The following is a 19,110-nucleotide window of genomic DNA, read 5'->3' on the forward strand; positions in this document are numbered from 1 at the left end:
GTCTTGCGCAAGCCACGCATGGGGGTCGGCTCGACCGGCTGCCGGGGGCTACGGTGGTGCATCGCGGCAGTGGACCACACGTCCGTTGACCAGCGTGTAGCTTACCCGGCCCGGAAGCTCCCAGCCGAGAAAAGGGGAGTTTTTGGCGCGACTGCGCAGGGTCTCCGGCATGCACCACCACACTGCGTCGGGATCGAAAACGCAGATATCGGCCGGTGCCCCCGGCGCGAGCCGTCCACTCTCCAGGCCCAGTGCCCGTGCCGGGTTGATGGTCACGCAAGCCAGGCCCTGGCAGAGGCTGAAGACCTCCTCCTCCACCAGCCGCAGCAGCAGCGAGAGCAGCGTGTCGAGGCCGCACGCACCGGAGGCCGTGCTGGTGAAAGGCCCGTCTTTGGCATCCGGATCGTGCGGCTGGTGATCCGAGCAGATGACGCCGATCGTCCCCTCGATCAGTGCATTGCGAAGCGCCTTGCGATCGACGATGCCGCGCAGCGGTGGCTGCAGATGAAAGCGCGCATCGAACTCCGCGCAGTCGGTCTCCGTGAGGAAGAGCTGATGAATCGCAACGTCCGCCGTCACCGGCAAACCGTTGCTCTGAGCGCGCGCGATCAGCTCTACGCCGTGACGGGATGAGAGCCGGCCGAAATGGGTCCGGCCTTGTATGTCGGCTACCAGAGCGAGGCTGCGACCGAGTTCCGCCACCTCGGCGGCGGCCGGGATTCCCGGTATGCCGAGCCGAGTGGCCACGATCCCGTCATGCAGATAGCCCGCCCGGGAGAGCCAGGCATCGGCGGGCGTGAGCAGCACGGGGATATCGAACGTTGCCGCGTACTCGAGCGCCCGCTGCAGCACGAGCGTATCGCGTACCGGGTGACCGGCGTCGGTCATGGCGGCGCAGCCGGCCTGATGCAGCGCGACCATTTCGCTGAGGCGCTCGCCGCCGAGGCCGAGGGTCAGCGCACCCAGGGGCGCGACGCGGGCGCTGGCGGCGTCCTCCGCCCGGCGGTGCATCAGCTCAACGACCGATGGGGAGTCCATCACCGGGTTGGTATCGGGCAGGCAAGCCAGGGTCGTAATGCCGCCGGCCGCGCCGGCGCGGGTCTCGCTTGCGATGGTTGCCTTATGTTCGGCGCCCGGTTCCCCCAGACGCGTGGCAAGGTCGATCAAGCCGGGACAGACGATTTGCCCCGTGGCGTCGATTTCCAGGTCCACCGTGAGATTGGCCGGCGGCTCGCCGACGGCGAGAATCCGCCCGTCGGCGACAAGCACCTCGGCCGGGCCGTCGTGGCCGGAATCCGGGTCGATCACGCGGCCGCCGTGGATACGGATACGGCTCATGTCGGCTCCCGAGGAATTTCCCGATAGGCCCCCAGGCTCATGGCCATGACGGCCATACGCACCGCGATGCCATTAGCGACCTGTTCGAGGATGACCGAACGCGGTCCCTCGGCGACGCGCGAGTCGATCTCCACGCCCCGGTTGATGGGCCCGGGGTGCATGACGATGGCGTCCGGTTTGGCAACGCTGAGCTTATCTTCGGTCAGTCCGTAAAGTCGGAAGTATTCGGGCTCGCTCGGCAATAGTGCGCCCTGCATACGTTCGCGCTGGAGGCGCAGCATCATGACGACATCAGCATCCTGCAGGCCGGCCTCCATATCGTAAAAAACCCGCACGCCCAGGCTTTCGATATCGCGAGGCAGGAGCGTGCGCGGCGCGATTACGCGTATTTCTCCGACGCCGAGCCCACTGAGGGCGTGAATTTGCGAGCGCGCGACACGAGAGTGCATCACATCGCCCACGATCGCGATCACGAGAGGCTCGAACTCGCCCTTGCAACGGCGAATGGTGAAGGCATCCAGCATGGCCTGAGTGGGATGGGCGTGGCGACCGTCGCCGGCGTTCAACACGCTGACCTTCTCGCCGACGTGACGCGCCACGTAATCGGCGGTGCCGCTCTCGGCGTGACGGACTACGAACATATCGGACTGCATCGCCTCGAGATTACGCAGCATGTCGAGCAGGCTCTCGCCCTTCACCGTCGTGGTGGCCACGTTCACGTTGAGCACATCGGCGGAGAGCCGTTTGGCGGCGAGCTCAAAGGTGAGTCGGGTCCGTGTGCTCGCCTCGAAGAACAGATTGATCACCGTGCGTCCGCGCAGCAGCGGCACCTTCTTGACCGATTTGTCGATCACACCGGCAAAGGACTCCGCTGTGTCGAGGATCTGCAGCAATATCGGGCGGGGCATGCCCTCCGTGGTCAGGAAGTGCCGCAGTCGCCCCTCTGCGCCGAGCTGCGTGGTCATGAGTGTTCCCGTTTGATACTGAGCGTGAGCGGCGAGGGCCCCGTCAGCTTGATCTGTTCGCCCGGTTGCAAATCGACTCGCGTGCCCACGACGTCCGCGGCAATGGGAAGCTCGCGGGCCCCGCGGTCCACGAGTACGGCCAAACGTACCGCAGCCGGCCGCCCGTAGTCGAAAATTTCGTTGAGCGCTGCGCGCACGGTACGGCCGCTGTAGAGTACGTCATCGACCAGAATGATCACACAGCCGTCGACCTCAAAGGGCAGATGGGAGGGTTGCACGCGCGGATGCATGCCGATGCGGCCGTAGTCGTCGCGGTGGAAATGGATATTGAGCGCACCGAGCGGAGTCGCGAGGGCCAGCCTCGCATGGAGGCGTTCGGCGAGCCAGGCTCCGCCGGTGTGAATGCCGATCATGGCAACCGGGCGCTGCGGAGCCTGTTGCTCGACGAGCGCACTGAGCTTCTCGCTCATCGGCGCGAGCAGATCGTTCACCTCGGGCAGCGTGTTCATTACGGCTTGTTCTCGCTGAGCCAGGTTTCCAGGATGATTTGCGCGGCCAGACCATCGATGAGTGCCTTGGCGGAGCCGCCTCGGTTCCGCTGCCCGGCGGCTTGCAGCCGCGCTCGCGCCTCGTGCGAGGACAGTCTTTCGTCCACTTGGTGGACGGGCAATCCGCTACGTTGCTCCAAGCGCTTGGCGAAGGCGATGGCCTGCAGCGTGGTCTTCGATGCCGAACCGTCGGCATGGCGGGGAATGCCCACCACCAGTGCGGTAGGGTGCCAAGCGGTGATGAGCTCTAGCAATGCCCCCCAATCCGGCTGCCCTTGCCGGCAGCGAAAGGTGGCGATGGGGCGCGCGCCTGCGGTGACATTCTCCCCGACCGCGATGCCCAAGCGGTGCCAGCCGTAGTCGAAGCCCAAGTAGGTCTGTGCACGCACCGACTATCGCCAGTCAGGCATGCCCGGTATCCGAAGAGAGCAGGGTCAGATCCACCCCCAGCAAGCGGGCGGCCGCCTGCCAACGCTCGTGGCCGTTTCGCTCGAAAATGATGGCGGGGTCGGGCGGGCCGCTTAACCAGGCATTCTGCGCCATTTCACGTTCCAGTTGACCGGTGCTCCATCCGGCGTAACCAAGGGCAACCAGGTATTGGTGCGGTCCCTCGCCCCGCGCCAGCGCCTCCAGAATATCGCGGGAGGTGGTGATGGTGACGTCCTCGGAGACTCGCAGTGAGGAATCCCAGTTGCCGTGCGGTGAGTGCAGCACAAAGCCTCGTTCGCGTTGCACCGGCCCGCCCACATAAACCGGGCGCTGACCGATCGTGCTCGCAACGTCGCCAAACCCCATATGGGCGAACAGCTCGGCGAGCGTCAGATCCGAGGGACGGTTGATAACGATGCCCAGCGCCCCGTCGGCATTATGCTCGCAAATGTACGCGACCGTCTGGGCGAAGTTCGGGTCCGCGAGTGTCGGCATCGCGATCAGGAAATGATTGGTCAGATCGCTGTGCTTCTCCATGGTATGAGTATCCGCCAGTCCCCCCGTTTCTTACAAGCGCTTGAGCCGAGTCACTGCGGGTTGAAGTGGCTTGCCTCGTCAAACTCCCAGCTGCGCGTAATAACCAGGAGATCGCGGCCCTGAAGGACTGCCTTGGGGATCCTCGCGTAGGGTTCTGCCAGTTTCACGATACGCTCTGCCGCCTCGTTGAGAACGTGGAACGGTGAGGGTACCAGCACGTTGACCGAATACACGCTGCCGTCCGGGCGTAATGCGACCTCCAAAATCAGACGCCCCGACAGGCGCCGCCTCCGCGCCTCGCGCGGGTAATTGAGGTTTCCGATGCGCTCGACCTTCTCGACCCACTGGCGCATGTATTCCGCCGCGGCATGGGAATGGGTCCGCGCATCGATTCGCTGCTCGCTCGGGTAGTCGGCGCTGACGCTTTGCATGATGTGTGAGAGCTCCCGGCGGGCCGCCACACGAGCGCTGGTATCCACGATGTCCGCCATCGCCGGGTATGAGCTCGTCTTGGGTGAGGGCGGAGGCTTGACGGTCTTCACGGGCGCCGGTTTTTGCGGTTCGGCGGACGGTTTCGGTTTGGGCGGTGATTCGGGCGCCGACGGTGGCGGTGTCGGCGCTTTCGGCGGGTGCTGAGGCGCTGTCGGCTTGGTCCGGCTTTCGCCGCCGCCGTTTTGATTGGCCTGAGCCAGGTAATCGAACTGCTGCGGAGGTGTTTCCTGAGGCCGTTGAGCGAGGGTGACCTCGATGGGAGGCGGTATGCGGTGCGTATGCCCGACCCGCCAGGAAAAACCGAGTGCGAGGAGGACCACCACGTGCACGGCCAGCGAGAGCAAAAAAATAATTGTCAGGCGCGTATGGTAGCCGGAGAGGGCCGCGCCGTCGGTCATGGCTGGATCATCCCTATTTGCCTGCTGAACGATGCGCTCTTGCGGGTCAGCTTGTGCGAGCGCGTAGCGTATCACAGCCCAATGGATTGCCTTCGCCACCCAATTCACACATCCGATCGACCGCCCTGGAGATGCCGCTCGATCACATCGAAGAGCTTGCCGCAGATATTGATGCCATAGACGGCGTCGAGCTCGCGTACGCAGGTCGGGCTGGTGACGTTGATTTCGGTGAGGTAGTCACCGATGACGTCAATGCCCACAAACAGCAGTCCGCGATCGCGCAAGGCGGGTGCCACCTGCTCGCAGATCCACCGATCACGCGCGCTGAGTGCCACGCCTTCGGTGCGCGCGCCGGCGGCGATGTTGCCGCGGGTCTCGCCTTGGGCGGGAATTCGCGCGAGCGCATAAGAAATAGGCTCGCCCGCTACGAGGAGAATGCGCTTGTCGCCGGCTTGGATCTCCTCGATATAGCGCTGGGCCATGACCTGACGCGTGCCCTGCCCGCTGAGCGTCTCGATGATCACGCTGGTATTCGGATCGCCCTGCTCGAGCACGAATACCGCCTCACCGCCCATGCCGTGCAACGGTTTGAGAACCACCTTGCCTTGCTCTCGGATGAAACGGCGAAGTTCATCAGCCGCCATGCTCACCAGAGCGGGTGCGCAGCACTGTGGAAATTGCGTGGCGAAGAGCTTTTCCTGTGCATCCCGCAGTGCCTGCGGGCGATTGACCACCAACGTCCCGGCACGCTCCGCCGCCTCCAGGATATAGGTCGCATAGAGGTATTCAGTGCTCACGGGCGGATCCTTGCGCATGAGGATCACGTCCAGCTCGGCAAGCGGATGCCGCTCGCGCTCGCCGGCCTCGTACCAGCGGGTACGATCATCGCGGACACGCAACGCGGTGCTGCAGCCCCAGGCCTGCCCGTCCCGCAGCGAGAGATCGCCGAGCTCCATGTAGCGAATCGCCCAGCCGCGGCGCTCGGCCTCCAGAAGCATGGCGAGCGTCGTATCTTTGTAGGGCTTGATGGAGCCGATGGGGTCCATCACGACACCCAGGGTGACCATTGACTCAGGCCTTCCCTGCGCTGACGGCATCGGCTTGCTCGCGAGCGGCGGCCAGCAGCGCCAGGCGAGCAATTACCCCGTAGGCATAGAAGCGGTTGGGCTCGGCGTCCGGCGCGCGGGAGCGATCCGGATTGATGCAGCTCTCCACGAAGGCCAGAGACTGGAAGCGCATGCCCGGTGAGTTCAGATTCTCATCCCGCGCCCGCGCGGAGTGGACGCGGTAGAAGCCGCCGACCACATAGCGGTCGATCAGATAGACCACCGGCTCGGCGCTCGCCTGATCTTCTCCCCATGTCTCCGAGGTGTAGACTCCCTCCTGAATCAGTACCCGGGTGACCGCGAGCCCTTCCTTGGTGGCGCTCATACGGTTTCGTTCCTTGCGGTTGAGCTGCTGCATATCGTCCAGGTTACGTACCGTCATGATTCCCATGCCGTACGTGCCGGAATCGGCCTTCACCACGACAAACGGCTGACGGTCGATGCCATTGGCCTCGTATTTGGCGCCAATCTCCGCGAGCAGCGCACGAACGTTGTTCGTCAGACATTCCTCGCCCTCGCGCCGCTTGAAATTGATCTCCCCGCAATAGCGGTGCAGCGGTGTAATCAGCCATGGATCAATATGGATCAGTTCACAGAATTCCTCTGCTACGCGGCGATAATGATCGAAGTGATCGCTTTTGCGCCGTCTTGTCCAGCCTAAAGCGAGCGGTGGCAGCAGGGTCTGCTCGAGATCCTCGAGCACGGCCGGATGGCCGCCGGAGAGATCATTGTTGAGCAGGACGAGGCACGGCTCGAAACCCGCCACCCCCAGCCGCGCGCCGGTGCGCACCAAGGGTTCCAGTATCAGACGGCGTCCGCTGGGCAGATCGAAAGAGGTCGCTGCGCTAATGGTGGGCAACAAGGAGCCGATACGTACAGTGTAGCCGGCGTTGACCAATAGCTCGTGCAGCGTGGCGAGGCTTTCCAGATAGAACAGGTTGCGGGTATGGCTCTCGGGCACGATCAGTATGCTTTGCGCGGTCGGGCAAATCCGCTCCATGGCGGACTGGATGGCATGCACGCAAAGGGGCTGGAATTCAGGATTGAGGTTGTTGAAGCCCGCCGGGAAGAGGTTGGTGTCGACTGGGGCCAGCTTGAAACCGGCATTGCGCAGATCGACCGAGCCATAGAATGGCGCCGGCGTGCAGTGCCATTGGCGGCGCAGCCAACTCTCGATGGTGCTCTGATTAGCGAGCAGCAACGATTCGATTCGGTGGAGCGGGCCGGTTAGAGCAGTGGTGAGATGCGGGACCGCCGGTGTGGGGGTGGCTACCATGTTTGCCTCGGTATGCGGTCTTCAGCGCAGCGCCGACTTGCGCGCCGCGCTCCTGGCCGCGGGGCCAATTATTGGGCATCGAGGTCCGCTGAAGTGGACTGTGGCCAGATGCTACTTGAACTCGGATTCGTCGCGCAAACGCGCTGATAGGGCAATTTCAACCATGCGATCGCCGTCGCGCCAGACTAAGAGGTAGGGGGCAGCGGGTGGACCAGGATATCAACGAACCCGATTTGGCTGGGCTCAAGGTGATGGTCATCGATGACAGCAAGACCATCCGACGCACGGCCGAGTCCCTCCTCAAGCGGGAGGGTTGCGAGGTGATCACAGCGACGGACGGTTTCGAGGCGCTGGGTAAAATCGCCGATCACCATCCGAGCATCATTTTCATCGACATCATGATGCCGCGGCTCGATGGCTATCAGACCTGCGCGCTAATCAAGCACAACCGCATCTACAAGAGCACCCCAGTGATCATGCTTTCCAGCAAGGACGGTCTTTTCGATCGGGCCCGCGGACGCATCGTCGGCTCCGACCAGTATTTGACCAAACCGTTTACTCGGGAGGAGTTGCTGGCCGCGATACGCCACCACCGAGACAAGGCTGCTTGAGCGTGGGCGCCGCTGCGCCGATCAGAGACTGCCGCTGTCACGCGATGGCGTTTTGGGTGACCCGACTGTCAGGAGGACTCTAGGTGGGACCCAATACGTGTTTAACGCCTATGCAAAGGGAGAACTGCGAATGACCCGGATACTCGTTGTGGACGATTCGCCCACGGAGACGCACGTCCTCAAGACCATGCTGCAAAAGCATGGTTTTGTGGTCAGTGTCGCGATGGACGGGGATCAGGGGATGACCAAGGCACGTGCCGAGCAGCCGGACTTGATCCTCATGGACATCGTAATGCCCGGAGTGAATGGTTTCCAGGCCACACGCAAGCTCTCCAAAGACTCAGCAACCGCCGCGATTCCCATCGTGGTGATCTCGACCAAGGACCAGGACACCGACCAGCTTTGGGCCAAGCGCCAAGGCGCGTTGGATTATATCGTCAAACCGGTGACCGAGGACGAGTTGCTGGAGAAAATCAGCAGCGTGCTGAAACGGCGAGGTCGTACGGATGGCTGACGCGCAGAGCGCATCCCCGCACCCCTTTGAGTTTCTCCTCGGGCTCGAGCGAAGGGCCCGTGCGCATGGCGCCGAGGTGCCGGGAAGAGAAGAAAGGCGGGATGAGTGGCGCGGTGTGGGGTTTCGCCTCGGCGGGCAGCGTTTTGTCGCGCCGCTCGGCGAGGTTGTCGAGATCCTCAATCCGCCCCGCGTCGCGCGGGTTCCTCATTCCAAAGGTTGGGTGCACGGGGTCGCCAATGTGCGCGGCAACCTCCTGCCGATCATGGACCTCAACAACTACCTCGGTAAGGGGCCGATTGCTTTGAATCGGCTCTCACGGGTGTTGGTCGTCGAACGGCAGCTGGTTTTCACGGGTTTGTTGGTCGATGAGGTATTGGGGATGTGTCACTTCCTCTTCCCGGAGCAATGGCGGCCCGTTGTCGACGACGGCAAGGAGTCGGCGGCGCCGTATTTGAATGGCGTGTTGCAGCGCGAGGGCAGCGATTGGCTGGTTTTCAGCCCGGCGCGGCTGGTGAATCACCCGCAGTTTCTCAAGGTGGCGGCTTGAATCCGGCGCAGCAGCCGGTTGTGTCAAGGCGACTGATTACGAATTTGGCCATAACGTGACCGCACCGCGGAGCCAGGGCCTTCCACGGAGGGGAAAGACATGAAGGCGTCTCTACAACCACGGCAGGCAAGGACTCTGCGCAGGACGGCAACCGTTCTCACCGTCCTGGGCATTGTCGCGACTTTGCTGATGACCGCAGCGCTCGGCTACGTGGTTTATTACGAAAGCTTCGCCCGAGAGTCCATGTCAGGGGCCGAAGCGATTGGGGTGCAATCGCAGCATATCGCCCAGAGCACGGCCAAGGCCGTCGAGGGAAGTGCAGAGGCCTTCGGGCGGCTGCAGGAGGCGAGGGGCCAGATCGAAGCCAGTATCGCCGCGCTGACCAGCGAGGACTCGGCGGGCGAGGGAGAGGCTTCGAGCCGGGCGCAAAAGGCGTTGCAAGATGTGGTGCAGCGTTGGCGGCAGATGCGCGGCGAAGTCGACAGTGTTCTTGAGCGTCGCGATCCAGTCCTTGCTGCCGCGAGCCGTGTGAAGGAGACGGCGCAACGTTTTGGCTCCTCTGCGCCGCGCCTGGAAGAGCTCGCGCGCAACCTGGTCGAGCGGCTTACACAGATCAATTCGCAGCGTCGTCAGATTTACTCCGCCTCCCAGCTGACGCTCTCTGCCGAGCACATGGGGCGTGCCGTCAGCGAGATGCGCCAGGGTGGAATCGCCAGCGCGCAGACGTTCCCGCAACTCGAGGAAGCGACCGAGCAGTTCGGCGAGCATTTGCAGGGGTTGCTAGAGGGATCCAGAGAGCTCGCTATCTCCGCGGTCGATGATGCCACGGCGCGGGGCTATCTCAACGAGTTGGCCAACCTTTATACCGAGATGACCCAGGGGCTGAATTTATCCCAGCGGGCAAGGAATGCCGCGGCGCGGGCCGCCGCCCTCGCTGAAGTGAGCCAAGCTGCCGATGCGATCGCCGTCGGTTCCGACAAGCTTCTCGAGCGCGCCAATACGCTTGCTGGCATCTATCGCAATCTCGAGGACGCGCGGCCGGTCAAGAGTTGGCACGGCGCGGTCTTCGGTATGCTGGCTTTGATTCTGCTCGCCTCGCGCAGCGTCATTTCCTGGCGCCTGACGCAGGCGGAACTGCGGGAGGCCGAGGCGGCTCGGGCGCGCGCCGATGAGCAGAGTAAAAAGTCGCAGGAGGCCATTGTCGTCCTCCTTGATGAAATCCAGGGTCTGCGAGATGGTGACCTTACAGTGCAGGCCTCGGTAGGAGAGGCATTCACCGGTGCCATCGGCGATGCTTTCAACGACGCGATCGAAGAGCTGCGCAGCTTGGTGTCCGCCATCAACGAGATCTCCGGTCAAGTCTCCTCGGCCGCTCAACATACCCAGGCCACCGCCATGCGTCTCGCCGAGGCCTCCGACCATCAGGCGCACCAGATTACCGGGGCCTCGACGGCGGTCAACGACATGGCGGTATCAATCGAACAGGTCTCGCGCAATGCCGAGGAATCCTCCCGCGTCGCGCAGCAGGCGGTGGACATTGCGCTCAAGGGCGCGGCCACGGTCAAGCGCACCATCGCCCAGATGGATAGCATCCGCGAGCAGATCCAGGAGACCTCCAAGCGGATAAAGCGATTGGGTGAGAGCTCTCAGGAGATCGGCAACATCGTCGAGCTGATCAACGACATCGCTGATCAGACCAATATCCTCGCGCTCAACGCCTCGATTCAGGCCGCCATGGCCGGCGAATCGGGCCGCGGTTTCGCCGTGGTCGCCGATGAGGTCCAGCGGCTCGCCGAGCGCTCCGGCAATGCGACCAAGCAGATAGAAAACTTGGTGAAAACCATCCAGACGGATACCAATGAAGCGGCGATCTCCATGGAGGAGAGCACCACCGGTGTGGTCGCCGGCGCCCGCCAAGCCGAGGAGGCCGGGGTGGCGCTGCACGAAATCGAAAGCGTCTCTCAGCACCTGGCTGGGCTGATCCGAAGCATCTCGGAGGCATCGCGTCAACAGGCCAACGTTGCCGGCAACATCTCCGATTCGATGAATGTCATTCAGGAGATTACCTCTCAGACCTCGGCAGGAACCAACGAGACGGCGACCTCGATCGGTAACTTGGCGGACCTGGCCGTCGACCTGCGCGGGTCCGTGGCCGGCTTTAAGCTGCCTCAGCCGCGTGAGGCGCAAGGTTGAGTGACGCTCTCGGAGAAGCTCGCGTATCGGGGCGAAAGGGCCAGGTAGCAGGGGGTGGGTTCCACCCCCGCGCCGTGAAGAGCGAAATACCTGCCGCCGCGACGATCGCCGAAAGGGTCAACAGGCCCGGGTGATGTGATCATGAATGAACAGACAGGTCTGGATTACAGCGCCCTTGGGTGGGTCAAGAGCGAGCTCGATGCAACTTTGCGCCAAGCGGCCGAGGCGCTCGAGTCGTGTGCCGCGGACTCGGCGGATCCGGCCCGATCGCAACTGTGCGTCACCACTGTGCATCAGGTGCACGGCATTCTGCAGATGTTGGAGCTCTATGGCGCTGCGGTGCTCGCCGAGGAGATGGAGCGAGTCGCCGAGGCGTTGCTGAGTGACTCCACGAGTGGCCGGGGTACGGCTCAGGAAGTCCTGATGCGGGCCATTTTGCACCTCAAGGACTATCTCGAGCGGGTAGAGGATGGTCATCAGGATGCCGCCATTCTGCTGTTGCCGCTGATCAACGAGCTTAGGGCCGCGCGAGACGCCCCCGTCATCGCCGAAAGCGCGTTGTTTGCGCCGGATCTGGATCTGCGCCGCGAGCAGCCGCAGTGGCCCAAGGACGGCACCGATGCGGTGGCGGTGGCGGCGCGGCGCACGCGCCCGCTCTACCAGCGTGGCCTGCTGGCGTATCTCCGGGGGCTGAATCCAGCGGACGGCCTCGCACAGATGCGTGAGGCGCTCCTCGCTATGGATCGATCCGGCCCCGATGACCGCAGCGGGACGCTTTGGTGGCTTACCGCCGGTCTGATCGACGTGTTGGATGCGGGGGATCTCGGCCACCATGCCTCGGCGACACGCCGTCTGCTCAGTCAAGTGGAGCACCAGTTCAAAGCGGCGATAGAGACCGGTGCCGGGACCGCCGCGCCGGAGGATTTATTACGTGGCTTGCTCTACTACCTGGCGCACGCCGGTCCCGTCACGGAGCGCGTGAGGGCGATTCAGGGTTTCTACGACCTTCCGGCTCTGGTAGCCGAACAAGCCCGCATCGAGCAGAGCCGAGAGCATGCGCTCGGTCCGGGCCGCGATGCGCTCAGTGGTCTCGTCCAGGCCGTCCGCGAGGATCTCGCGCATGTAAAGGATACGCTCGACCTCCAGGCCCGCGGCAGCGTTCGCAATCCGCAGGAGGTCCTGGCCACGGCGGATTCGCTGAGCCGGATCGCCGATACCTTGGCGGTTGTCGGTTTGCCGAACGCCTGCGTTCTGCTGCAGCAGCAAGTGAAGCAGGTGCGTACACTGTGCGCCGATGGCGCGATGGATGACCACCGCGCGCTGCAGGTGGCCGAGGCATTACTCTACGTTGAGTCATCGCTCGTCAATCTCGTGGACGGTCGTCAGGGAACGCCGACGGATGACGACGCGGCGGGCACCATCGAGGCCTCTTTCGCGGAAACCGAATACCGCAACGTGTTTGCCCACGCCATCGGTGAGGCAATCACTGAGCTCGGCTATCTCAAAGAGGCGATCGCTCAGTTCGTCGAGAGCGGCGAGCGGCAGCGCCTGGCGGGGGTCGATCGGCGCTTTGAGGCGGTGCGGGGCAGCCTGGCTCTAATGGAGTTGGCCCGGGCTCCGGCTCTTCTCGCGGCAACGGAGCGTTTCCTGCGCGAGCGTGTGTTGGGCTCTGCAGAGCTTCCTTCGCCAGAGGCGCTCGAGGCGCTCGCCGATGCCATCACGGGCATCGAATATTACCTCGAGGCATTGCGGGACGGGCGCTCGTACGGCGAGCGCGGCCTGGATGTGAGCGAGGAAGGTCTGCGTCGCCTGGATTCCTTGGGTCCACCGTCTGTGGGGGCGGCGGGCGAGCAATCGCCCGTTGTGCCGGAAGAGATGGACGACGTACGCGTGCCGTCTGCGGGTGCCGATGAGCGCGACGCCGCGACGAGCGCCGGCAGTGACATCGCGAGCAAGCGCAGGCGAGTCGATCCGGACGTGCCTGCTACTGGCGAGGGAATCGATCCGGAGATATTGGAGATATTCGTCGAGGAAGCCGACGAGCTCCAGGCTAGCCTTCGAGAGGTGTTCCCGCGCTGGCAGCGGGACGCCGACGACGCTGAAGCGCTGCTCACCACGCGGCGCATATTCCATACGCTCAAGGGCAGTGGTCGGCTGGCGGGCGCGTTGCTGCTCGGCGAGCTCGCCTGGGCCGTGGAAAATCTGCTCAACCGGGTCCTCGATCATACGCTGGAGCCGATGCCGCAGGTGCACGGGGTCGTCACCGATGCGCTGGATTCGATCCCAGAGCTCATCGAAGAGCTGCGCGGGGGCACCCCGGCGAGTGGCGATGCTCGGGGTCTGATTCGCAAGGCGTCGATACTAAGTGAGCCCGCTCGGCATCACGAGCTTGAAGAGTTGCCTTGCGCCGCCGCCGTCGCGGAACGCGAGTCGTCGGTGGCATCGCAGCAGGAGCCGATCAAGGAAGAGGAGCCAGTCACGCCGGTGGCGCTGGAACCGGAGCTGGCGGCACGCACGCAGGATGATCTCGAGGCACGCCGGCGCGCGGTGACGGGGGAGGCGAAACCGGCGGCCGAAGCGGGCGGGAAAGCGCATGGCTCGCGTATGGATGCGCTTCTCTATGAGATCTTCAGCAAGGAAACCGGTGATCACCTGGCCTGCATCGAGACGTTCTTGGCGGAGTGCAAGCATGCGGAGAACGGCCGCTGTCGGGTCGCGGAGCGTCTTGTACGCTCGCTACACACGCTCGCAGGCAGCGCCCGGATGGCCCTCGTCGAACCCATCGCTTTGGTGGGCCGCGAGCTCGAAGAGCTGGCAGCGAGCCGTTGTGCCGAAGGCCGGTTGCTGGATGCGCATGATCAAGATGTGCTCAAACGCGGCGCGCAGGTTATACGGGCTGTCGTCGAAGCCTTGGGCCGGGATGGCGCGGATTTGCCGGATGTCTCGGAACTGGTTCGCGACATCGAGTTTCGCCGGGCGGCGCTGCCCGATGCGGTCATTGAGTCCGAGGACCGGGCGAACTCGCCGCACAGCAGTGCCTCTTCCTGGCCCCCGGCGAGTTCGCCGGAGATTTGGCCGGCGGAATCCGACGAACCGCCGCTCGAGCTTCTACCGCAACCGAACCCATCCCCCACGGCGCATAGTCGCCCGGAGGCCGCACATGCCGCGAGCCGGCCATCCGGTTCCGCCAACCTCACGGCAGAGGACGAGGATTTGGTGCAGGTCTTCCTCGAGGAGGCCGACGATATCCTGGGTTTCCTCGAGGGCGTCGTGGAGCGTTGGGAAGCCGCCCCGGACGATGAGACGCAGGTAGCCGAGCTGCACCGCCCTTTGCATACCTTGAAGGGGGGCGCGCGTCTGGCTGGCTTCGAAGGCATCGGTCATCTCTGCCATGCGCTGGAGAGTTTGGTCGATGACGTGGGTGCCCAGCGGGTGCCCGCCGATGATCGGTTTTTCGATCTGCTTCACGCGAGCCTGGACCGCCTCACCGACCTCATGGAACGCGTCCGTGGTGGCGAGTCTGCCTCGACATCGCCCGCTCTCGTAGCACGGATCGAGGAGCTGCGTGGCGCCCGCGCGCCTGTGCCGGCTCCTCAGGGTGATCCCAATCGCGAGCTGGTCGAGGTCTTTTTGCAGGAATCAGCCGATATCCTGACCAACACCGAAGCCCTGCTTTACGACTGGCGTCAGCAGCCGAGCGCTTTTACACGTGTGCCCGAACTGCAACGTGCCCTGCATACGCTGAAGGGGGGAGCGCGGATGGCAGGGTTCAAACCGATTGCGGATCTCAGTCATGGCGTGGAGACTCTGCTCAAGGCGATCGAGGAGGGCGAAATCGAATTCGACGAGGCGCTGCTCGATGGATTGGAGAGCGCCAATGACCACTTAATGAGCCTGCGTGAAACGGCCGCTAACGATGCGCCTTTGCCTGACGTGCGCGAAGCGCTGGAGAACCTCTCCCGGCTGCATCCGGGCGAGCGTAGCCTCGCCGCGGCCGTCGTCGAACCGGAAGAAGCGCGTGCACCCGCGGCGGCCATTGCGGAGGCCGAGCAGGAGGGTCCCCCGTCGCTGCAGCGCCAGCCCGATCAGGTGCGCGTCCAATCCCAGTTGCTGGACAACCTCGTCAACCTCGCCGGCGAGGTCAGTATCTATCGCAGCCGCTTGGAGCAGCAAGGCGGCGACATCGTCTTCAATTTGACCGAACTCGGGCAAACGGTGAGTCGTCTGCGGGAGCAGCTTCGCGCTTTGGAGATCGAGACCGAGGCGCAGATAATCTACCGCTTCGAGCGCGAGCACGGTCCGATGGAGCGGGAGGGTTTCGACCCGCTGGAGTTGGATCGGTTTTCGCGGATCCAAGAACTCTCCCGGGCCTTGAGCGAGAGTGCGAACGACCTGACGAACATCCAGGACGTTCTGAACGATCTCAATCGCGAGAGCGAGACGCTATTGCTGCAGCAGTCGCGCGTGAACACCGAGCTGCAGGACGGGCTCATGCGCACGCGAATGGTCCCGTTCGCAAATCTGGTGCCGCGCATGCGCCGAGTGGTGCGCCAAGCTTGCGAAGAGCTTGGCAAGCGAGCTCAATTGCAGGTCCTCGGTGCCCAGGGGGAGATGGACCGAAGCGTACTCGAGCGCCTGATTCCGCCGTTGGAGCACATGCTGCGCAATGCCGTGGCGCATGGGATCGAACTGCCGAGCGTACGCGCGGAGCTCGGCAAAGCCGAGGTCGGTACGATCTGCATGGCTTGGGAACGCGAAGGAGCCGATGTCACGATCCGAGTCCAGGACGATGGCGCTGGCATGAAGCTGGAGGCTATCCGTGCCAAGGCGATCAGCCGGGGGCTGATGAGCGAAGATTCGGTCCTCTCCGATAAGGAGATCATGCAGTTCGTGCTTGAACCCGGTTTCAGCACGGCTGAGCAGGTGACTCAGATCGCCGGGCGAGGCGTCGGCCTGGACGTCGTCAACGCCGAGATCAAGCAGCTCGGCCGCAGCCTCGAGATCGACTCCGAGCAGGGCGTGGGAACGCAGTTCGTCGCGCGACTGCCGTTCACTCTGGCGCTCAACCAGGCGCTGCTTTGCCAGACGGGGGAAGAAGTTTACGCGATTCCGCTGTCAAGCATCGAAGGCGTCGTTCGCCTGGGAGAAGACGAACTACGCGAGATCCACGAACGCGAGGACGGCGGGTTCTATTCCTATGCCGGCGAGCGTTATGAGGTGCGCAGCCTCGCGGGCATGCTGGGCAGTGGTGACGGCCAGGCGTTGACCGAAAAGCCGAGGGTGCCGCTGATTTTGGTACAAGCGGGCGAGCACCGACTTGCGATGCAGGTCGATGGGTTGCTCGGTCGCCGCGAGATCGTGGTCAAATCCGCCGGTCCGCAAATCAGCAGTGTGCCCGGCATGCTGGGTGCAACGATTCTGGCCGATGGGCGCGTGGTTTTCATCCTCGATATCGGCGCACTGGTTCGCTATGAGAGCGGTTCAAGCGACGAGGGCGAGGCTGAGGAGCGCCCCGCCCTGGCCGTGAGGTCGCGGCGCAAGCGCCCGCGGGTAATGGTGGTCGACGATTCGATCACCATGCGCAAGGTGGCGACTCGGCTCCTGCAGCGCAATGAGATCGACGTGATTACCGCCAAGGACGGCGTCGATGCCGTGGCGGCGCTGCAGGACCTTGTTCCGGATGCGATGCTGCTCGATATCGAAATGCCGCGCATGGACGGTTACGAGCTCGCGACCCATGTCCGCAATGACGTTCGTCTGCGATCGGTGCCGATTATCGTCATCACTTCCCGCACCGGCGAAAAACACCGTCAAAAGGCCATGGAGATCGGCGTCGACCGGTATCTCGGCAAACCCTATCAGGAAAGCGAGCTGCTGGCGGCCGTTCAGGATCTGCTGGCGGCCAACCAGCCACGCTCGTAGGGCTGGCGAGGAGCAGCAAATGGCACATTCCCAGTCCGAGAGTATTCGCTGCCTGCTGATTCCAGTTGTCGATCACAATCTGGTATTGCCAGTGGCGGCGGTGGCTGAGGTCGTTGCTTATCAGGAGCCGGAGCCGTTGCCGGAGCGTATCGCCGAGCAGCAATGGCTGCTTGGTTTCGCGGGCTGGCGTGACCGGAAGATACCGTTGGTCTCCATGGAAGCGGTTTTGTCCGGCGAGCAAGCCGCTGCGGGCGTCCGTGCTCGGATTGTCGTCCTGAAAGGGACGGGTGAGCGAACTCAGCTGCCTTACTTCGGTGTTCTGGCTCAGCGATTGCCGCGGCTGATGACCATCGCCGAACCGAGCGTCGAGCGCTTGGATGAGTTCGAGCCAATGCCGGGAGTTCACTGCCAAGTGCTTGCCGGGGGCGAGCCGGCCTTGCTTCCGGACCTTGAGGAGCTCGAATCGCAGATGTACGCAGTTTTGTTCGGCTAGGCAAGCGGTGATTTTCACGGTGGGCTGTGCCATCGGCCGGCCCAATCTGTCGCTACGGCAGCTGGCGTACCTTCTCGATGACACCATCGGCCCGAGCATTTTCGGCCGATCCGTTCGCTCCGCGTGGCACAGCCCGGCAGCGTCTCATGGCGCGCGCGCAAAGACGCTACCAGGGCTGCGCGAAGGAGCTCAGTAGCGGTAGTGGTCGGGCTTATACGGGCCCGTCACAGGTACCCCGATGTAGCGCGCCTGCTCTTCGCTCAGCGGCGTGAGCTGGGCACCGATCTTTGCCAGATGCAATCTGGCCACTTCCTCGTCCAGATGCTTTGGCAGCACATAGACCTTTTTCTCGTAGCCTTGCTCGTCACGGAACAGCTCGATCTGGGCGAGCACCTGGTTGGTGAAGCTGTTGGACATCACAAAGCTGGGATGGCCGGTGGCACAGCCCAGATTAACCAAACGTCCCTCCGCGAGCAGAATGATCCGCTTGCCGTCCGGGAAGATCACGTGATCCACCTGGGGCTTGATGTTTTCCCAGGTGTATTGCCTCAGGCTCGTCACATCGAGCTCGCTGTCGAAATGGCCGATATTGCATAGGATGACCTGATTCTTCATGCGCGCCATGTGCTCGTGATTGATTACATGGTAGTTGCCCGTGGCCGTGACGAAGATATCCGCTTGTTCCACAATGCCTGGCTGCTCCAGATTAACCACCCGGTAGCCTTCCATGGCGGCCTGCAATGCGCAGATGGGATCGATCTCGGTTATCCAGACAGTAGCGCCTAGGCCGCGCAGCGATTGGGCGCAGCCTTTGCCGACATCGCCGTAGCCACAGACGATGGCAATCTTGCCGGCAACCATGACATCCGTTGCTCGCTTGATGCCATCGACCAGCGATTCGCGGCAGCCATATAGGTTGTCAAATTTGGATTTCGTCACCGCGTCGTTGACATTGATGGCCGCAAAGGGGAGCCGCCCTTCCCGTTCCATTTGATACAATCGGTGAACGCCCGTGGTCGTCTCTTCGGTTACGCCGCGAATGCTCTCGATCAACCCCCGGTAAAATCCCGGCCGGTCCTTGAGTCGCTGGCGGATGGCAGCGAACGCGGCCCGCTCTTCCTCGTTGCCGGGATTATCCAGTAGGCTCGGATCCACCTCCGCCCGAGCGCCGAGCGTCGCAACCAGGGTGGCGTCTCCGCCGTCGTCGAGCACCATATTGGGTCGGAGCCCGTCCGGCCAGTCCAGAATCCGATGGGTGAATTCCCAGTACTCTTCCAGGCTCTCGCCCTTGTAGGCGAATACCGGAATGCCCTGCTGGGCGATGGCCGCGGCGGCATGGTCCTGCGTCGAGTAGATATTGCAAGACGCCCAGCGAACCTCGGCGCCGAGCTCGATCAGCGTCTCGATCAGTACCGCGGTCTGGATTGTCATATGCAGACTACCGGCAATGCGGGCACCTTTGAGCGGTTTCTCGACGCCGTATTTCTCCCGCAGCGCCATCAGGCCGGGCATTTCCGTCTCGGCAATGGCGATTTCCTTGCGGCCCCAATCGGCGAGTGAGAGGTCTGCAACGTGATGATCGGTTCGGGTGCTTTCCACGACTGCGTTCATGGCGTTTCTCCATACCTGAACCGAGCGCCGTTGGTTTAAGATTCCGCTGCTCGCCGAGCCTGGCAGGATCCCATGAGATGTCCTGTTGCAGCGCTCCTCGGCGACCACGGCTATTCGTCGTAGACGGACG

General features: G+C 63.4%; 15 protein-coding genes and 1 riboswitch. Of the genes, 6 read left to right on the forward strand and 9 right to left on the reverse strand.

From position 1 onward, the window contains the following. Positions 1 to 48: 48 nt before the first annotated feature. The 8 genes from AC52Q4_RS08960 to gshA are packed head-to-tail and all read right to left on the reverse strand — an operon-like array spanning position 49 to position 7,089. A complete protein-coding gene (locus tag AC52Q4_RS08960) occupies positions 49 to 1,338 on the reverse strand; it encodes a dihydroorotase (protein ID WP_495536451.1) in 1,290 nt (429 codons plus the stop codon). Then, a complete protein-coding gene (locus AC52Q4_RS08965) occupies positions 1,335 to 2,303 on the reverse strand; it encodes an aspartate carbamoyltransferase catalytic subunit (protein WP_495536452.1) in 969 nt (322 codons plus the stop codon). The genes AC52Q4_RS08960 and AC52Q4_RS08965 overlap by 4 nt, the downstream gene beginning before the upstream one ends. Further along, positions 2,300 to 2,812 carry a bifunctional pyr operon transcriptional regulator/uracil phosphoribosyltransferase PyrR gene (gene pyrR, locus AC52Q4_RS08970; protein ID WP_495536453.1) on the reverse strand — a complete coding sequence of 171 codons (513 nt, stop codon included), beginning with the start codon at positions 2,810 to 2,812 and terminating at the stop codon, positions 2,300 to 2,302. The genes AC52Q4_RS08965 and pyrR overlap by 4 nt, the downstream gene beginning before the upstream one ends. Continuing rightward, on the reverse strand, positions 2,812 to 3,240 hold the full coding sequence (gene ruvX, locus AC52Q4_RS08975) for a Holliday junction resolvase RuvX (RefSeq protein WP_495536454.1): 429 nt from the start codon (positions 3,238 to 3,240) through the stop codon (positions 2,812 to 2,814). The genes pyrR and ruvX overlap by 1 nt, the downstream gene beginning before the upstream one ends. Positions 3,241 to 3,253: 13 nt before the next feature. Further along, positions 3,254 to 3,817 (reverse strand): YqgE/AlgH family protein, encoded by a 564-nt coding sequence (locus tag AC52Q4_RS08980; RefSeq protein ID WP_495536455.1) that lies wholly within the window; start codon positions 3,815 to 3,817, stop codon positions 3,254 to 3,256. 50 nt (positions 3,818 to 3,867) lie between these two features. Beyond that, entirely contained in the window at positions 3,868 to 4,806 is a 939-nt protein-coding gene (locus AC52Q4_RS08985; RefSeq protein ID WP_495536456.1) for an energy transducer TonB, read from the reverse strand. A gap of 5 nt (positions 4,807 to 4,811) precedes the next feature. After that, positions 4,812 to 5,774: a glutathione synthase gene (gene gshB / locus AC52Q4_RS08990; protein WP_495536457.1), complete on the reverse strand. Its 963-nt coding sequence runs from the start codon at positions 5,772 to 5,774 to the stop codon at positions 4,812 to 4,814. A gap of 4 nt (positions 5,775 to 5,778) precedes the next feature. Beyond that, entirely contained in the window at positions 5,779 to 7,089 is a 1,311-nt protein-coding gene (gene gshA, locus AC52Q4_RS08995) for a glutamate--cysteine ligase (protein ID WP_495536458.1), read from the reverse strand. A gap of 251 nt (positions 7,090 to 7,340) precedes the next feature. Between gshA and AC52Q4_RS09000 the strand changes: the two genes are divergently transcribed. From AC52Q4_RS09000 to AC52Q4_RS09025, 6 genes are all read left to right on the forward strand, one after another. Continuing rightward, positions 7,341 to 7,700, forward strand: coding sequence for a response regulator (locus AC52Q4_RS09000; RefSeq protein ID WP_495536488.1), 360 nt, complete (start codon positions 7,341 to 7,343; stop codon positions 7,698 to 7,700). Positions 7,701 to 7,830: 130 nt separating this feature from the next. Beyond that, positions 7,831 to 8,214, forward strand: a complete 384-nt coding sequence (locus AC52Q4_RS09005) for a response regulator transcription factor (protein ID WP_495536459.1) — start codon at positions 7,831 to 7,833, stop codon at positions 8,212 to 8,214. Beyond that, positions 8,207 to 8,761 (forward strand): chemotaxis protein CheW, encoded by a 555-nt coding sequence (locus tag AC52Q4_RS09010; RefSeq protein WP_495536460.1) that lies wholly within the window; start codon positions 8,207 to 8,209, stop codon positions 8,759 to 8,761. The genes AC52Q4_RS09005 and AC52Q4_RS09010 overlap by 8 nt, the downstream gene beginning before the upstream one ends. Positions 8,762 to 8,860: 99 nt before the next feature. Then, a complete protein-coding gene (locus tag AC52Q4_RS09015; protein WP_495536461.1) occupies positions 8,861 to 10,954 on the forward strand; it encodes a methyl-accepting chemotaxis protein in 2,094 nt (697 codons plus the stop codon). A gap of 141 nt (positions 10,955 to 11,095) precedes the next feature. Further along, positions 11,096 to 16,876, forward strand: coding sequence for a hybrid sensor histidine kinase/response regulator (locus AC52Q4_RS09020; RefSeq protein WP_495536462.1), 5,781 nt, complete (start codon positions 11,096 to 11,098; stop codon positions 16,874 to 16,876). A 19-nt stretch (positions 16,877 to 16,895) separates the two neighbouring features. Further along, entirely contained in the window at positions 16,896 to 17,369 is a 474-nt protein-coding gene (locus AC52Q4_RS09025; protein ID WP_495536463.1) for a chemotaxis protein CheW, read from the forward strand. A gap of 189 nt (positions 17,370 to 17,558) precedes the next feature. Here the strand turns inward: AC52Q4_RS09025 and ahcY are convergent, their stop codons facing one another. Continuing rightward, complete coding sequence (ahcY, locus tag AC52Q4_RS09030; RefSeq protein ID WP_495536464.1) at positions 17,559 to 18,980, reverse strand: adenosylhomocysteinase; 1,422 nt, start codon at positions 18,978 to 18,980, stop codon at positions 17,559 to 17,561. Between the two features lie 15 nt (positions 18,981 to 18,995). After that, positions 18,996 to 19,085: riboswitch (S-adenosyl-L-homocysteine riboswitch) on the reverse strand. Positions 19,086 to 19,110: the final 25 nt, after the last annotated feature.

The organism is Nitrococcus sp. (assembly GCF_059432795.1).

Coding starts and splice junctions, on each gene's coding strand:
- AC52Q4_RS08960 (WP_495536451.1), bottom strand. CDS start 1,338: ATGAGCCGTATCCGTATCCACGGCGGCCGCGTGATCGACCCGGATTCC.
- AC52Q4_RS08965 (WP_495536452.1), bottom strand. CDS start 2,303: ATGACCACGCAGCTCGGCGCAGAGGGGCGACTGCGGCACTTCCTGACC.
- pyrR (WP_495536453.1), bottom strand. CDS start 2,812: ATGAACACGCTGCCCGAGGTGAACGATCTGCTCGCGCCGATGAGCGAG.
- AC52Q4_RS08980 (WP_495536455.1), bottom strand. CDS start 3,817: ATGGAGAAGCACAGCGATCTGACCAATCATTTCCTGATCGCGATGCCG.
- gshB (WP_495536457.1), bottom strand. CDS start 5,774: ATGGTCACCCTGGGTGTCGTGATGGACCCCATCGGCTCCATCAAGCCC.
- gshA (WP_495536458.1), bottom strand. CDS start 7,089: ATGGTAGCCACCCCCACACCGGCGGTCCCGCATCTCACCACTGCTCTA.
- AC52Q4_RS09000 (WP_495536488.1), top strand. CDS start 7,341: ATGGTCATCGATGACAGCAAGACCATCCGACGCACGGCCGAGTCCCTC.
- AC52Q4_RS09005 (WP_495536459.1), top strand. CDS start 7,831: ATGACCCGGATACTCGTTGTGGACGATTCGCCCACGGAGACGCACGTC.
- AC52Q4_RS09010 (WP_495536460.1), top strand. CDS start 8,207: ATGGCTGACGCGCAGAGCGCATCCCCGCACCCCTTTGAGTTTCTCCTC.
- AC52Q4_RS09015 (WP_495536461.1), top strand. CDS start 8,861: ATGAAGGCGTCTCTACAACCACGGCAGGCAAGGACTCTGCGCAGGACG.
- AC52Q4_RS09020 (WP_495536462.1), top strand. CDS start 11,096: ATGAATGAACAGACAGGTCTGGATTACAGCGCCCTTGGGTGGGTCAAG.
- AC52Q4_RS09025 (WP_495536463.1), top strand. CDS start 16,896: ATGGCACATTCCCAGTCCGAGAGTATTCGCTGCCTGCTGATTCCAGTT.
- ahcY (WP_495536464.1), bottom strand. CDS start 18,980: ATGAACGCAGTCGTGGAAAGCACCCGAACCGATCATCACGTTGCAGAC.